The sequence below is a fragment of the Escherichia sp. E4736 genome (assembly GCF_005781225.1).
Classification (GTDB): Bacteria; Pseudomonadota; Gammaproteobacteria; order Enterobacterales; family Enterobacteriaceae; genus Escherichia.
In genome coordinates, this window is sequence record NZ_VATT01000014.1 from 246,548 (window position 1) to 261,526 (window position 14,979).

Here is a 14,979-nt window from a genome sequence, read left to right on the forward strand (position 1 = left end):
GTGTGCTTGTGTCCCTTATTATTCATAGTTGAAGCATGCCGGATTGCGGCTAATGATGAGTAAAAGGAAATCCGTTGCAGATGATTGTGCGCATACTGCTGCTGTTTATCACCCTGTTCACCTTCGGTGCGCAGGCGCAAGCTATCAAGGAAAGCTATGCCTTTGCGGTGCTGGGAGAACCCCGGTATGCTTTTAATTTCAACCATTTTGATTATGTGAATCCCGCTGCGCCGAAGGGCGGGCAAATAACGTTATCCTCCATTGGTACCTTCGATAATTTTAACCGCTATGCACTACGCGGAAACCCCGGCGCACGCACCGAGCAACTGTACGACACGCTATTTACCACTTCCGATGACGAACCCGGCAGTTATTACCCGCTGATTGCCGAAAGCGCACGCTATGCTGACGATTATTCCTGGGTAGAAGTCGCTATCAATCCGCGCGCCCGTTTTCATGATGGTTCGCCGATTACCGCGCGCGACGTTGAGTTTACTTTTCAAAAATTTATGACCGAGGGCGTGCCGCAGTTTCGCCTGGTATACAAAGGCACAACGGTCAAAGCCATAGCGCCATTAACCGTGCGTATTGAATTAGCCAAACCAGGCAAAGAAGATATGCTGAGTCTGTTTTCGCTGCCGGTATTTCCAGAAAAGTACTGGAAGGATCATAAACTTAGCGACCCGCTCTCTACGCCTCCGCTTGCCAGTGGTCCGTACCGCATTACATCCTGGAAAATGGGCCAGAATATTGTTTATTCTCGCGTTAAAGATTACTGGGCGGCCGATTTACCGGTAAATCGTGGTCGCTGGAATTTCGATACCATTCGCTATGATTATTACCTCGATGATAATGTCGCTTTTGAAGCGTTTAAAGCCGGTGCCTTTGATTTGCGTATGGAAAACGACGCCAAAAACTGGGCTACGCGCTATACCGGTAAGAATTTCGATAAAAAATACATTATCAAAGATGAGCAAAAGAACGAATCAGCCCAGGATACGCGCTGGCTGGCGTTTAATATTCAACGACCGGTATTCAGCGATCGCCGGGTCCGGGAAGCCATCACCCTCGCCTTTGACTTTGAATGGATGAATAAGGCGTTGTTTTACAATGCCTGGAGTCGCACGAACAGTTATTTTCAGAATACCGAATACGCGGCCAGAAATTACCCCGACGCCGCTGAGCTGGTGCTTCTGGCGCCAATGAAAAAAGATCTACCGCCAGAAGTGTTCACGCAAATCTACCAGCCACCAGTGTCCAAAGGCGATGGCTACGACCGTGACAACCTGTTAAAAGCCGACAAACTTCTCAACGATGCAGGCTGGGTGCTGAAAGGTCAGCAACGCGTTAATGCCACCACAGGCCAGCCACTCAGCTTTGAATTATTGCTTCCTGCAAGCAGCAATAGTCAGTGGGTATTGCCGTTCCAACATAGCCTGCAACGGCTGGGTATCAACATGGACATTCGCAAGGTGGATAACTCGCAAATCACCAACCGAATGCGCAGCCGCGACTATGACATGATGCCGCGCGTGTGGCGGGCGATGCCATGGCCCAGTTCCGATTTACAGATTTCCTGGTCATCGGAATATATCAACTCCACTTATAATGCCCCCGGCGTGCAAAGCCCGGTTATCGACTCGCTAATTAATCAAATTATTGCCGCCCAGGGAAATAAAGAAAAATTGCTGCCTCTGGGGCGCGCCCTGGATCGCGTATTAACGTGGAATTATTACATGTTGCCGATGTGGTACATGGCGGAAGACCGTCTCGCCTGGTGGGATAAATTCTCCCAGCCAGCCGTGCGCCCCATCTATAGCCTCGGTATCGATACCTGGTGGTATGACGTCAATAAAGCGGCCAAACTGCCGTCCGCCAGCAAACAGGGAGAGTAGATGGGCGCTTACCTGATTCGCCGTCTGTTGCTGGTGATCCCAACATTATGGGCGATTATCACCATCAACTTTTTCATCGTGCAAATTGCGCCTGGCGGCCCCGTCGACCAGGCCATCGCCGCCATTGAGTTTGGTAATGCCGGAGTATTACCCGGCGCAGGCGGCGAAGGCGTTCGTGCCAGCCATGCGCAAACGGGCGTCGGCAATATCAGCGACAGTAATTACCGTGGCGGACGCGGGTTAGATCCCGAAGTGATCGCTGAGATCACGCATCGCTACGGTTTCGATAAGCCGATCCACGAACGTTACTTCAAAATGCTTTGGGACTACATTCGCTTTGATTTTGGCGACAGCCTGTTTCGCAGCACCTCGGTGCTGGCGCTGATTAAAGACAGTCTGCCTGTTTCCATCACCCTCGGATTGTGGAGCACGCTGATTATCTATCTGGTGTCGATTCCGCTGGGTATTCGCAAAGCCGTTTATAACGGCAGCCGCTTTGATGTCTGGAGCAGCGCATTTATCATCATCGGCTACGCCATTCCAGCCTTTTTGTTCGCCATCCTGCTGATTGTCTTCTTCGCGGGCGGCAGCTATTTCGACCTGTTCCCTCTACGCGGCCTGGTTTCCGCTAACTTTGATTCGCTGCCGTGGTATCAGAAAATCACGGATTATCTGTGGCATATCACGCTGCCGGTGCTGGCTACGGTGATTGGCGGCTTTGCGGCGCTGACCATGCTGACAAAAAACTCATTCCTTGATGAAGTGCGTAAGCAATACGTGGTGACCGCGCGTGCGAAAGGGGTAAGCGAAAAAAATATTCTCTGGAAACATGTGTTCCGCAACGCCATGCTGCTGGTGATTGCCGGTTTTCCGGCGACGTTTATCAGCATGTTTTTCACCGGCTCTCTGTTAATTGAAGTGATGTTTTCGCTCAATGGCCTCGGTTTACTGGGCTACGAAGCGACCGTCTCGCGCGATTATCCGGTGATGTTTGGCACCCTGTACATTTTCACCCTGATTGGCCTGCTGCTGAATATTGTCAGTGATATCAGCTATACGCTGGTCGATCCTCGTATTGATTTTGAGGGACGCTAATGTCGCGACTCAGCCCCGTCAATCAGGCCCGTTGGGCGCGTTTTCGTCATAATCGCCGCGGCTACTGGTCGTTATGGATTTTCCTCATCTTGTTTGGTTTGAGTTTGTGTTCTGAACTGATCGCCAACGATAAGCCATTGCTGGTACGTTATGACGGCAGCTGGTATTTCCCGTTGCTGAAAAACTACAGTGAGAGTGATTTTGGCGGCCCGCTGGCAAGTCAGGCTGATTATCAGGACCCGTGGCTGAAACAACGGCTGGAAGATAAAGGCTGGGTACTATGGGCGCCGATTCGCTTTGGCGCTACCAGTATCAACTTTTCCACTGACAAGCCCTTCCCCTCCCCACCTTCCCGGCAAAACTGGCTGGGAACGGATGCCAACGGTGGCGATGTGCTGGCGCGCATTCTGTATGGCACGCGGATCTCGGTTCTGTTTGGTCTGATGTTGACACTCTGCTCCAGTGTAATGGGCGTGCTGGCGGGGGCGCTGCAAGGCTATTACGGCGGTAAAGTCGATCTCTGGGGGCAACGCTTTATTGAAGTATGGTCGGGGATGCCGACGCTGTTTTTGATTATTTTACTTTCCAGCGTCGTACAGCCTAATTTCTGGTGGCTGCTGGCAATTACTGTCTTATTTGGCTGGATGAGTCTGGTCGGCGTGGTGCGGGCTGAGTTTTTACGTACCCGTAATTTCGACTACATCCGCGCAGCGCAGGCGCTTGGCGTCAGCGATCGCAGTATCATCCTGCGTCATATGTTGCCGAATGCCATGGTCGCTACTCTCACCTTTTTACCGTTTATTTTATGTAGTTCGATAACCACCCTGACCTCGCTCGATTTCCTCGGCTTCGGTCTGCCGCTCGGTTCACCATCACTCGGCGAACTGCTGCTACAAGGGAAAAATAACCTTCAGGCTCCGTGGCTTGGGATCACTGCCTTCTTGTCGGTGGCGATATTGTTGTCTTTGCTGATCTTTATTGGTGAAGCAGTCCGCGACGCATTTGATCCTAATAAGGCGGTGTAACATGACGCAAACTCTGTTAGCGATTGAAAATTTGTCGGTGGGTTTTCGCCATCAGCAAACTGTTCGTACCGTAGTGAATGATGTTTCACTACACATTGAGGCTGGCGAAACGCTGGCGCTGGTGGGTGAGTCAGGTTCTGGCAAAAGCGTTACCGCGCTGTCAATTTTACGTCTGCTCCCTTCCCCACCGGTTGAATATCTCTCTGGCGATATCCGTTTTCATGGCGAATCGCTGCTTCATGCCAGCGAGCAAACATTGCGTGGCGTACGCGGTAATAAGATTGCCATGATTTTCCAGGAACCGATGGTGTCGTTAAACCCATTGCATACCCTTGAAAAACAGCTTTATGAAGTGCTTTCACTCCACCGCGGAATGCGTCGGGAAGCGGCTCGTGGCGAAATTCTTAACTGCCTTGATCGCGTCGGTATCCGCCAAGTGGCAAAGCGGCTGACAGATTACCCGCATCAGCTCTCCGGCGGTGAACGCCAGCGGGTGATGATTGCGATGGCGCTGTTAACGCGACCAGAATTATTAATTGCCGATGAACCAACCACCGCACTGGACGTCTCTGTCCAGGCGCAGATTTTGCAGCTGTTGCGCGAACTGCAAGGCGAGCTGAATATGGGGATGCTGTTTATTACTCATAGCCTCAGTATTGTCAGAAAACTGGCCCACCGCGTGGCGGTAATGCAAAATGGTCGCTGTGTGGAGCAAAATAACGCCGTTACGCTCTTTGCCTCCCCTGAACATCCTTACACGCAAAAACTACTCAACAGTGAACCGTCAGGCGACCCGGTGCCGTTGCCAGAACCGGCCTCAACGTTGCTTGATGTTGAACAGCTTCAGGTCGCCTTCCCCATTCGCAAAGGGCTACTGAAACGTGTCGTCGATCATAACGTGGTCGTCAAAAACATCAGTTTTACGCTGCGGGCGGGTGAAACGCTGGGCTTAGTAGGCGAGTCTGGTTCCGGTAAAAGCACAACGGGGCTGGCGCTACTGCGGTTGATTAACTCTCAGGGCAACATCGTTTTTGACGGTCAGCCATTACAAAATTTAACTCGTCGCCAGCTATTGCCCATTCGCCATCGCATTCAGGTGGTATTTCAGGATCCAAACTCCTCGCTCAACCCACGACTCAACGTGTTGCAGATTATTGAGGAAGGGTTACGGGTTCACCAGCCGACGCTCTCTGCCGTGCAACGCGAAGAACAAGTGATAGCCGTGATGCATGAAGTGGGGTTAGATCCTGAAACGCGCCACCGTTATCCGGCGGAATTCTCGGGTGGTCAGCGGCAACGTATTGCGATTGCCAGGGCATTGATTCTTAAGCCTTCGCTGATCATTCTTGATGAACCGACATCATCGCTCGACAAAACGGTACAAGCGCAAATATTGACGCTATTGAAATCATTGCAACAAAAGCATCAACTGGCCTATTTGTTTATCAGCCATGATTTGCACGTTGTCCGCGCGTTGTGTCATCAGGTTATCGTGCTGCGACAGGGAGAAGTGGTGGAACAAGGACCGTGCGCGCGCGTGTTTGCCGCACCGCAGCAGGAGTATACGCGTCAGCTACTGGCGTTGAGCTGACGCTTAAAATGGATTGTAGTTTGAGAAAGGTTCGGCAATGGCCACACCAAAATTTTTCAGTCGACACGTCGCCGCAAACTCGTCCTGACGATTCACAAACAGACATGGCTCACCTTCGCACTCGAGAACAGAGCACGGAACTTCAATATCGCTTAATGCCTGGCTGAGTTTGTACATCACCGACCATGCGTTATCGCCATCAGGGCTAAGTAATTTAAGCGCCACCAGGCTGTTGTCGCCGCACTGTCCATTTTGCGGAATCGGTTCAACTTTCGAACCTGCGAAACCTGCAGACCAACGATAGTTCTGCGGCAGTCGATGGACGATTGAGAGTTGTAATGAAGTCACTTATTTTCCCCGGAAGCACATTTACTTCACAATTTATTTACATTAATTTTAACACACCATCAACAATCTGACCTTCAACAGATCGTAAAGATTGATGCCTCGCCTGCGTGGCCGCTATTGTTCTGATTTAAATGATATCTGCGGGCGTGGTCACGTTTGCGGGGCTATATGTACCCGTTTCTGCGATCTAACTCAACCTTTTTAACTACAATGATGTGACTTTTTACATAAATTGAGTTTACATAAAATAAACATATATCGGGGGAATGATAGATTTGCGGTTGACATGCATCAACAAAGGAAGCCTTTTAGCTTCCCCGTTGTGCAATAGATCACCGTTTTTTCGGTCGACTGGCGTAAAGACAGAAGAGAATGGAACTGGTCGCACAGAAAGCAATGGACCAGATCATTGGCCATGCAGAGTTAAACGTCGCCAGCGAAAGCAGTGCGCCAACAATGGCGCCAATACCAAAACGGAAGGTTCCTGCCAGCGACGACGCAGTTCCCGCCATATGGGGGAACTCATCCAGAATGACCGCCATCGCGTTAGAAGACACCATCGATACGCAGCCCACAAACGCCGCAACGCCAACCACCAGCGACCAGAATCCCAGCCCCAGTAGCGCGCTGATAACCATCCACGCCGCCATAATAAATTGTATCCACAACCCCGAGCGGAACATATTTAACGCACCAATACGGCGAACGAAGCGGCTGTTAAAGATGGTCATCACGAACAGGAAAACAATGTTTAGCGCAAAGTAATAACCAAAGTTTTCCGGCGCAACGTGGTTGATTTCAATGTAAACAAACGGTCCGGCGCTTAAGAACGAGAACATCCCGGCAAAGCTGAAACCACTGGCCAGCATATAACTCAGGACACGCTTATGGCGGAACAGCGCAGCAAAGTTACCGATAGTGGTACGAATGTGGAACGGTTGGCGACGCTCCGGCGGTAACGTTTCTTTGATCAGGAAGAAGATCATTGCCGAAGCCAGAATTGCCGCCACAGCGAGGATCCAGAAGATGTAATGCCAGCTCAACCACACCAGCACCCAACCACCAACAATCGGTGCCATCAACGGTGCAATGGTGGTCACCAGCATGACAAACGACATCATCCGCGAGAACTCTTCTTTCGGGTAGATATCGCGCATCAAAGCGTTGATAACCACGCTGGCCGCAGCCGCCGCCAGACCGTGGAAGAAACGCATCACAATCAGCTGATCGATGGTTTGCGCCAGCGCGCACGCCACCGCCGCCGCGGCAAACACCAGCGTACCACCGAGGACAACCGGCTTGCGCCCGAAGCTATCCGCCATCGGCCCGTAGATTAACTGCCCCAACGCAAAACCCAGAATATAAGTACTCAGGGTCATCTGCGTGCTGCCCGCTGGCACACCAAACTGCGCTGAAATCACTGGCAGCGCGGGCAGATACATATCAATCGACAGCGGCATTAACATGGCCAAAAGGCCAAGGATAAAGACAATAGCAAACGACGAATGCTGTCGAGTGGTCACAACGAGCTCCTGAATAAAATGAAAGTGTTAACCGACGCTGGCAATTTCTTCTGCAGTTAATGGACGATATTCACCTGGGGCTAAATCTTCATCCAGAGTAATACCGCCAATGCGTTCACGATGCAGCTCAACCACGTGGTTACCCACGGCGGCGAACATGCGTTTAACCTGATGATAACGCCCTTCACTGATGGTCAGACGGACCTGCGTAGGGGTAATCACTTCCAGCACCGCTGGCTTAGTGAGATCTTTTTCGTTATGCAGCTGTACGCCTTTAGCAAATTGCTCTGCCGTATCGTCAGCTACGGGTGATTCAAGCGTCACCAGATAGGTCTTCTCGCAATGATGACGCGGAGAAGTAATGCGATGCGACCACTGACCGTCGTCAGTCATCAGCACCAGACCGGTGGTGTCAATATCCAACCGCCCCGCCGCGTGCAGTTTCCACGCCACAGGTTCATCCAGAAAATAGAGCACCGTTGGGTGATCCGGGTCATCAGTTGAGCAAACATAGCCCTGGGGCTTGTTGAGCATGAAATAACGCGGGCCGTGTTGCTGCGCCAGCGGATTGCCGTCATAAGCTACATCGTGCTCAGGGAGCAGTTTGAACGCTGCATTGCGGACGATTTCGCCATCGACGGTGACACGATTGCCGCGGATTTCACGCCCGGCAATAGCACGGCTAACACCGAGTTGCTGTGCGATAAATTTATCAAGTCGCATGTGTGTGATTTTGCCTGTAAAAAACGGAGGTCGGGCATAGACCCGAAAATCAGAACTGTTGTCTGCCCAGTATAGCGGTCTAATAACTTCCCTCAAGGGAAAAAGATCCGTGGCATACTATTAGCAGATTAATCTACCTACGCTAAACCATGATTTTTACACTTCGTCCATACCAGCAAGAAGCCGTGGATGCCACGCTCAACCATTTTCGTCGTCATAAAACCCCTGCCGTTATCGTGCTGCCTACCGGAGCAGGTAAAAGCCTGGTGATTGCCGAACTGGCACGGCTGGCGCGTGGTCGAGTTCTGGTGCTGGCACACGTCAAAGAACTGGTGGCGCAGAACCATGCTAAATACCAGGCGTTGGGGCTGGAAGCCGATATTTTTGCCGCCGGGCTAAAACGCAAGGAGAGCCACGGTAAAGTGGTATTTGGCAGCGTGCAATCGGTCGCCCGTAATCTTGATGCCTTTCAGGGTGAATTTTCGCTGTTGATTGTCGATGAATGCCACCGTATTGGTGACGACGAAGAGAGCCAGTATCAGCAAATCCTCACTCACCTGACAAAAGTGAATCCCCACTTACGCCTGCTGGGGCTGACTGCCACGCCCTTTCGGCTGGGCAAAGGCTGGATTTACCAGTTTCATTATCACGGCATGGTACGCGGCGATGAGAAAGCCCTTTTCCGTGACTGCATTTATGAGCTACCGCTGCGTTATATGATTAAACACGGCTATCTGACGCCACCAGAACGGCTGGATATGCCGGTAGTGCAATACGATTTCAGCCGCTTGCAGGCACAGAGTAACGGGCTGTTCAGCGAAGCTGATCTCAACCGAGAGCTGAAAAAACAGCAACGCATTACACCGCACATCATCAGCCAGATTATGGAGTTCGCCGAAAAGCGTAAAGGGGTGATGATTTTCGCCGCGACGGTTGAACACGCAAAAGAGATTGTCGGTTTGCTACCCGCAGAAGATGCTGCACTGATTACTGGCGACACGCCCGGCGCTGAGCGCGATGTATTAATTGAAGATTTTAAAGCCCAACGTTTTCGCTATCTGGTCAATGTTGCGGTGCTGACCACCGGATTTGACGCCCCACACGTCGATCTTATCGCCATTCTGCGCCCTACCGAATCAGTGAGTCTTTACCAACAAATTGTCGGGCGCGGTCTGCGTCTGGCGCAGGGTAAAACAGATTGCTTAATTCTCGATTATGCGGGCAATCCTCATGACCTCTACGCACCGGAAGTTGGTACACCGAAAGGCAAAAGTGACAACGTCCCGGTGCAGGTTTTCTGCCCTGCCTGTGGCTTTGCCAACACCTTTTGGGGCAAAACTACCGCCGATGGGACATTGATTGAACACTTTGGTCGCCGCTGTCAGGGATGGTTTGAAGATGGCGACGGCCATCGCGAACAGTGTGACTTCCGTTTCCGTTTTAAAAATTGTCCGCAATGTAACGCGGAAAACGATATTGCCGCCCGCCGTTGCCGCGAATGTGACACCATTCTGGTTGACCCGGATGATATGTTAAAAGCGGCGCTACGACTGAAAGACGCGCTGGTATTACGCTGTAGCGGCATGTCTTTGCAGCATGGGCACGACGAGAAAGGCGAATGGTTGAAAATCACCTATTACGATGAAGACGGCGCTGATGTGAGTGAGCGTTTCCGTCTGCAAACGCCCGCCCAGCGTACTGCCTTCGAGCAGCTTTTTATCCGCCCACATACGCGTACACCGGGCATCCCTTTGCGCTGGATCACCGCTGCCGATATCCTCGCCCAACAAGCCTTATTGCGCCATCCGGATTTTGTCGTCGCACGAATGAAAGGCCAGTACTGGCAGGTGCGTGAAAAAATATTCGATTACGAAGGTCGTTTTCGGCGGGCGCACGAATTACGCGGTTAATGGTAGTTTTGATTGATGTATAAGGCGATTGAGTATAGAATCTCGCCCGCTTTTGCATACGCAAAGCAGATCACTTACCTGTTGCTGGGTCGCCTGTAGCAGGAATCATTTAAGAGAGAAAGAAATGTTTACTATCAACGCAGAAGTACGTAAAGAGCAGGGTAAGGGTGCGAGCCGCCGCCTGCGTGCCGCTAACAAGTTCCCGGCAATCATCTACGGTGGCAAAGAAGCGCCGCTGGCTATCGAGCTGGATCACGACAAAGTCATGAACATGCAAGCTAAAGCTGAATTCTACAGCGAAGTTCTGACCATCGTTGTTGACGGTAAAGAAATCAAAGTTAAAGCTCAGGACGTACAGCGTCATCCGTACAAACCGAAGCTGCAGCACATCGACTTCGTTCGCGCTTAATCGCTGAATAAGTTGTAAAAAACCCCGCTCCGGCGGGGTTTTTTGTATCTGCAGATTAGCTTCTTTGCAATGCCTGATTACGGCATTGCTATTTTGGGTAGGCCAGATAAGGCGTTCACGCCGCATCTGACATTCATAACACAACCCCGATTAATTGCCGCCAGAGGTCCGACGCTGCAATTGATCACGCAGGTTTGGCGGCGTACCTTTAATGGTCAGCGTATCGGTCGCTGGATCCCAGAAGATGCGTTCACCTAACAGCATCGCATCAAAGTTAATGGTCAAGCCACCGCCGCTACCGGCAAACTTCGTCAACTGACGCAGCGTGCTGCGGTCTGCCGGGAAGCTCTCTTCCAGTTCATACCCTTTTTCAGCAGCAAACTCCGTGAAGCTCACTTCGCTGACGCCCGCCAACTCTTTTGACAGCGACTCCAGTTCAATCTCCTCGCCCGCCTGCAATTGCTCATTACAATAGCTATAAACTTGCTGGCGAACGTTCTGCCGTTCTGCTTTATCCAGTTGCGCTTCTGCGGTGAAGTCGTCGACCGCTTGCAACAGACCGCGGTTTTGCGCTTTCGCGTTCAACCCTTCGCTGGCACCGAGGAAATCCATAAAGAAATCGGCGACTTTGCGTCCGACTCGCCCTTTCAGGAAAGTCAGATAGCGGGTCGATTCCGGATTGGTTTCCCACTCAGTTAAATCAATACGCGCCACAATATCCGCATGATTGATATCAAGATAATGGGTCGGGTTGATGTCGAGATTTTCGTTGACGCGCATACTGCTTAGATTGCTCAGCACGCAAATCAGCAAATACTCAACTGCCAGATAACGATAGTGGCAAAACAGGACGAAACCGCCATCAGCAAATGGATATTTTGCCAATTCGTCACGCAGGCGACCGGTTGCCGCGCGGCTAAATGCCAGAAAGTCCTCTTCGCCCTGACGTTGCAAGCGCAGCGTCTGCGCCAGTTCACTCTCTTCGCTGAACAATCCGTAGGCTTTGTTCTTGGCGCTATAGACCCGATGCAACTCTGCCACCATCTCAACGACGGTTTCCGTCGGTTCCAGCAATGAATCGCGCAACACCAGCTCAAGGTTCTGCTCATCACGCTTGATAAGCTGGTGCAGAGCAATCTGGTTGATATCCAGACTCATGATAAACTCTCCTTTAAGACCGGGCGGTATTCAACCACCACCGGTAAAGCGACGCAATAAAAGTTGGCGGCCATTTTACAGAAGACTGCGTAAGGAGAATGATTGAAAGCATAAAAAAGCAGAAAAAAAACCGTTGCTACGGTAATATATTGCCCTTTCATCAACTAACTGATTTCGATTTATGCCACAAATTTCCCGCTACAGTGATGAACAGGTTGAACAATTGCTCGCAGAGCTGCTCAACGTACTAGAAAAACATAAGGCTCCGACCGACCTTTCCCTGATGGTGTTAGGCAACATGGTCACTAACCTTATCAATACCAGCATTGCCCCGGCTCAACGCCAGGCAATTGCCAACTCTTTTGCCCGCGCTTTGCAGTCCTCGATCAACGAAGACAAAGCGCACTAAGGGAAACAGATAACAGGTTATGGTAACTCATCGTCAGCGCTACCGTGAAAAAGTCTCCCAGATGGTCAGCTGGGGGCACTGGTTTGCACTGTTCAACATTCTGCTCTCACTTGTCATTGGCAGTCGTTACCTGTTTATCGCCGACTGGCCGACAACGCTTGCGGGTCGTATTTATTCCTATGTAAGCATTATCGGCCACTTCAGCTTTCTGGTGTTCGCCACCTACTTGCTGATCCTCTTCCCGCTGACCTTTATCGTCGGCTCACAGAGGCTAATGAGGTTTTTGTCCGTCATTCTGGCCACTGTGGGAATGACGCTGTTACTGATCGACAGCGAAGTCTTTACCCGTTTCCATCTCCATCTTAATCCCATCGTCTGGCAGCTGGTTATCAACCCAGACGAGAATGAGATGGCGCGCGACTGGCAGCTAATGTTTATCAGCGTGCCAGTTATTTTATTGATTGAACTGGTGTTTGCGACGTGGAGCTGGCAAAAGCTGCGCAGTCTGACGCGTCGTCGACGCTTCGCCCGCCCGCTGGCTGCATTCTTATTTATCGCCTTTATCGCCTCACACATGGTGTATATCTGGGCCGATGCTAACTTCTATCGCCCTATCACCATGCAGCGCGCTAACCTGCCGCTTTCGTACCCGATGACGGCGCGACGTTTTCTTGAGAAGCATGGTCTGCTTGATGCGCAGGAGTATCAACGCCGTCTAATCGAGCAAGGCAATCCAGACGCTGTTTCCGTACAGTATCCGTTAAGCGAATTGCGCTACCGCGATATGGGCACCGGGCAGAATGTGCTGCTGATTACTGTCGATGGCCTGAACTACTCACGCTACGAGAAGCAAATGCCTGCACTGGCGGGTTTTGCCGAGCAAAATATTTCGTTCACGCGCCATATGAGTTCAGGCAACGCCACCGACAACGGTATCTTTGGCTTGTTCTATGGCATCTCGCCAAGCTATATGGACGGTATTCTGTCGACCCGTACGCCTGCGGCGTTAATTACCGCGCTCAACCAGCAAGGCTATCAGTTGGGCTTATTCTCGTCAGATGGCTTTACCAGTCCACTGTATCGCCAGGCATTGTTGTCAGACTTCTCGATGCCGAGCGTACATACACAATCCGATGAGCAGACCGCCACGCAGTGGATCAACTGGCTTGGCCGTTACGCGCAAGAAGATAACCGCTGGTTCTCGTGGGTATCTTTCAATGGCACCAATATTGACGACAGCAATCAGCAAGCATTTGCCCGGAAATATAGCCGCGCAGCTGGTAATGTCGATGACCAGATCAATCGCGTCCTGAATGCGTTACGTGAATCCGGGAAACTGGACAACACGGTGGTGATTATCACTGCTGGTCGCGGCATTCCGCTGAGCGAAGATGAAGAAACCTTTGACTGGTCACGTGGCCATCTTCAGGTGCCATTAGTCATTCACTGGCCAGGCACACCGGCACAGCGTATTAATGCCCTGACCGATCATACTGATCTTATGACCACGCTAATGCAACGCCTGCTACACGTCAGCACGCCTGCCAGCGAATACTCACAAGGTCAGGACTTGTTCAACCCTGAGCGCCGTCATTACTGGGTAACAGCCGCGGATAACGATACGCTGGCAATTACCACACCGAAAATGACGCTAGTACTGAACAATAACGGTAAATACCGCACTTACAACTTACGTGGTGAAAGAGTGAGAGACGAAAAACCACAGTTGAGTTTGTTATTGCAGGTGCTGACAGACGAGAAGCGTTTTATCGCTAACTGATTAATTATAAATCAGTTAGCAAAATATCTTACTTGCAATCGGTGTGGAAAACGGTAGTATAAGCAGCCACGAGTCGGCACGTAGCGCAGCCTGGTAGCGCACCGTCATGGGGTGTCGGGGGTCGGAGGTTCAAATCCTCTCGTGCCGACCAAAAATCCCAAGAAAACCAACCACAAAGGTTGGTTTTTTTATATCTACGTCAATCCCCCTCTACCCACACTTACAGTTTTCACTACATGCCCATACATAAAATGGGGTAACATTCACGCGCCTGGTAGCGTTACCAACGCTACGCTCAAACATAATGATTCTAATAAAACCTCAGGAGACTACTATGCCTGAAGCAACGCCTTTTCAGGTGCTGATTGTGGATGATCATCCACTTATGCGACGCGGTGTTCGTCAGTTACTGGAGCTTGACCCTGGCTTTGAAGTGGTCGCCGAAGCAGGCGACGGCGCTAGTGCTATCGATCTGGCGAATAGACTGGATATCGACGTGATCTTGCTGGATCTCAATATGAAAGGTATGAGTGGCCTGGATACCCTCAATGCCTTGCGCAGGGATGGCGTTACCGCGCAAATTATTATCCTGACTGTTTCAGATGCCTCCAGCGATATCTTTGCATTGATAGACGCAGGCGCTGACGGTTATCTGTTGAAAGATAGCGATCCGGAAGTGTTGCTGGAAGCGATTCGCGCCGGAGCAAAAGGTAGCAAAGTCTTTAGTGAACGCGTCAGTCAGTACTTACGCGAGCGTGAAATGTTTGGCGCTGAAGAAGACCCCTTCAGCGTGCTAACGGAGCGTGAATTAGATGTTCTGCACGAACTGGCACAAGGACTGTCCAATAAGCAGATCGCTTCGGTACTGAATATTTCTGAGCAGACGGTAAAAGTCCATATCCGCAATCTGCTGCGTAAACTCAACGTCCGCTCACGCGTGGCGGCCACCATTCTGTTCCTGCAACAACGCGGGGCGCAATAAAAAAAATAGCCCGATAGATTTACCATCGGGCTGATATTGATGACAAACGCAACACTGCCTGATGCGCTACGCTTATCAGGCCTACACGGATCGAGCAATGTATTGAATTCGCACGATTTTGTAGACTGGAT

Annotated in this window: 13 protein-coding genes and 1 tRNA gene; 10 read left to right on the forward strand and 4 right to left on the reverse strand. The window is 51.1% G+C overall.

Annotated elements, in window-relative coordinates:
- The first annotated feature begins 80 nt into the window (after nucleotides 1–80).
- Genes FEK46_RS10400 through yejF form a run of 4 tightly spaced genes read left to right on the forward strand, consistent with a single transcriptional unit; the run spans nucleotide 81 to nucleotide 5,606 of the window.
- The gene (locus FEK46_RS10400) at nucleotides 81–1,895 is read left to right on the forward strand and encodes an extracellular solute-binding protein (RefSeq protein ID WP_130207106.1); all 1,815 of its coding nucleotides are present in this window, start codon (nucleotides 81–83) and stop codon (nucleotides 1,893–1,895) included.
- A complete protein-coding gene (locus FEK46_RS10405; protein ID WP_135559375.1) occupies nucleotides 1,896–2,990 on the forward strand; it encodes a microcin C ABC transporter permease YejB in 1,095 nt (364 codons plus the stop codon). It begins immediately after the preceding gene.
- Nucleotides 2,990–4,015, forward strand: a complete 1,026-nt coding sequence (locus FEK46_RS10410) for an ABC transporter permease (protein WP_130217098.1) — start codon at nucleotides 2,990–2,992, stop codon at nucleotides 4,013–4,015. Before FEK46_RS10405 ends, FEK46_RS10410 begins: the two co-directional genes overlap by 1 nt.
- A 1-nt stretch (nucleotide 4,016) precedes the next feature.
- Nucleotides 4,017–5,606 (forward strand): microcin C ABC transporter ATP-binding protein YejF, encoded by a 1,590-nt coding sequence (gene yejF / locus FEK46_RS10415; RefSeq protein WP_135559374.1) that lies wholly within the window; start codon nucleotides 4,017–4,019, stop codon nucleotides 5,604–5,606.
- Between the two features lie 3 nt (nucleotides 5,607–5,609).
- Here the strand turns inward: yejF and FEK46_RS10420 are convergent, their stop codons facing one another.
- From FEK46_RS10420 to rsuA, 3 genes are all read right to left on the reverse strand, one after another.
- Complete coding sequence (locus FEK46_RS10420) at nucleotides 5,610–5,954, reverse strand: YejG family protein (protein WP_064526789.1); 345 nt, start codon at nucleotides 5,952–5,954, stop codon at nucleotides 5,610–5,612.
- Nucleotides 5,955–6,286: 332 nt separating this feature from the next.
- Nucleotides 6,287–7,477, reverse strand: a complete 1,191-nt coding sequence (bcr, locus tag FEK46_RS10430) for a multidrug efflux MFS transporter Bcr (RefSeq protein WP_000213385.1) — start codon at nucleotides 7,475–7,477, stop codon at nucleotides 6,287–6,289.
- Nucleotides 7,478–7,504: 27 nt separating this feature from the next.
- On the reverse strand, nucleotides 7,505–8,200 hold the full coding sequence (gene rsuA, locus FEK46_RS10435; protein WP_130207114.1) for a 16S rRNA pseudouridine(516) synthase RsuA: 696 nt from the start codon (nucleotides 8,198–8,200) through the stop codon (nucleotides 7,505–7,507).
- A 149-nt stretch (nucleotides 8,201–8,349) separates the two neighbouring features.
- Here rsuA and FEK46_RS10440 point away from each other — a divergent pair, with 149 nt between their 5' ends.
- Nucleotides 8,350–10,110, forward strand: coding sequence for a DEAD/DEAH box helicase (locus FEK46_RS10440; protein ID WP_135559373.1), 1,761 nt, complete (start codon nucleotides 8,350–8,352; stop codon nucleotides 10,108–10,110).
- 124 nt (nucleotides 10,111–10,234) lie between these two features.
- The gene (gene rplY, locus FEK46_RS10445; protein WP_000494183.1) at nucleotides 10,235–10,519 is read left to right on the forward strand and encodes a 50S ribosomal protein L25; all 285 of its coding nucleotides are present in this window, start codon (nucleotides 10,235–10,237) and stop codon (nucleotides 10,517–10,519) included.
- A gap of 150 nt (nucleotides 10,520–10,669) precedes the next feature.
- Here rplY and yejK read toward each other — a convergent pair whose 3' ends face one another.
- The gene (gene yejK, locus FEK46_RS10450) at nucleotides 10,670–11,677 is read right to left on the reverse strand and encodes a nucleoid-associated protein YejK (protein ID WP_130207118.1); all 1,008 of its coding nucleotides are present in this window, start codon (nucleotides 11,675–11,677) and stop codon (nucleotides 10,670–10,672) included.
- 181 nt (nucleotides 11,678–11,858) lie between these two features.
- On the opposite strand from yejK, the gene FEK46_RS10455 reads away from it, so the two are divergent.
- The 4 genes from FEK46_RS10455 (at nucleotide 11,859) to narP (ending at nucleotide 14,848) form a co-directional block, all read left to right on the forward strand.
- A complete protein-coding gene (locus FEK46_RS10455; RefSeq protein WP_001135667.1) occupies nucleotides 11,859–12,086 on the forward strand; it encodes a YejL family protein in 228 nt (75 codons plus the stop codon).
- A 19-nt stretch (nucleotides 12,087–12,105) separates the two neighbouring features.
- Complete coding sequence (gene yejM, locus FEK46_RS10460) at nucleotides 12,106–13,866, forward strand: LPS biosynthesis-modulating metalloenzyme YejM (protein WP_130260510.1); 1,761 nt, start codon at nucleotides 12,106–12,108, stop codon at nucleotides 13,864–13,866.
- Between the two features lie 74 nt (nucleotides 13,867–13,940).
- A tRNA-Pro gene (locus tag FEK46_RS10465) sits at nucleotides 13,941–14,017 on the forward strand.
- 183 nt (nucleotides 14,018–14,200) lie between these two features.
- Nucleotides 14,201–14,848 carry a nitrate/nitrite response regulator protein NarP gene (narP, locus tag FEK46_RS10470; RefSeq protein ID WP_064526779.1) on the forward strand — a complete coding sequence of 216 codons (648 nt, stop codon included), beginning with the start codon at nucleotides 14,201–14,203 and terminating at the stop codon, nucleotides 14,846–14,848.
- Nucleotides 14,849–14,979: the final 131 nt, after the last annotated feature.